Source organism: Liquorilactobacillus capillatus DSM 19910 (genome assembly GCF_001434915.1).
Lineage (GTDB): Bacteria > Bacillota > Bacilli > Lactobacillales > Lactobacillaceae > Liquorilactobacillus > Liquorilactobacillus capillatus.
The window spans coordinates 1-266 of record NZ_AZEF01000031.1 but is presented as its reverse complement, the minus strand read 5'-3'; the positions used below and the strand labels follow the sequence as shown (position 1 = coordinate 266).

The 266-nt window shown below is 51.1% G+C and carries 3 tRNA genes; all 3 read right to left on the bottom strand.

Features of this window, described 5'->3' with window-relative positions:
* Nucleotides 1-4 precede the first annotated feature (4 nt).
* Nucleotides 5-78, bottom strand: a tRNA-Pro gene (locus FC81_RS07560).
* 8 nt (nucleotides 79-86) lie between these two features.
* Nucleotides 87-160: transfer RNA gene (locus tag FC81_RS07555), tRNA-Arg, on the bottom strand.
* Between the two features lie 16 nt (nucleotides 161-176).
* Nucleotides 177-262 (bottom strand) — tRNA-Leu (locus tag FC81_RS07550).
* Nucleotides 263-266: the final 4 nt, after the last annotated feature.

Genomic DNA, 266 nt, shown 5'->3' with positions numbered 1-266 from the left:
CCTATCGGGAAGACAGGATTCGAACCTGCGACCCCCTGGTCCCAAACCAGGTGCTCTACCAAGCTGAGCTACTTCCCGATGAAATATGCACCCAGTAGGAGTCGAACCTACAACCTTCTGATTCGTAGTCAGACACTCTATCCAATTGCGCTATGGGTGCAATATATAAATGAAAATGCCGAGGACCGGAATCGAACCGGTACGGTAATCACTTACCGCAGGATTTTAAGTCCTGTGCGTCTGCCAGTTCCGCCACCCCGGCAAAA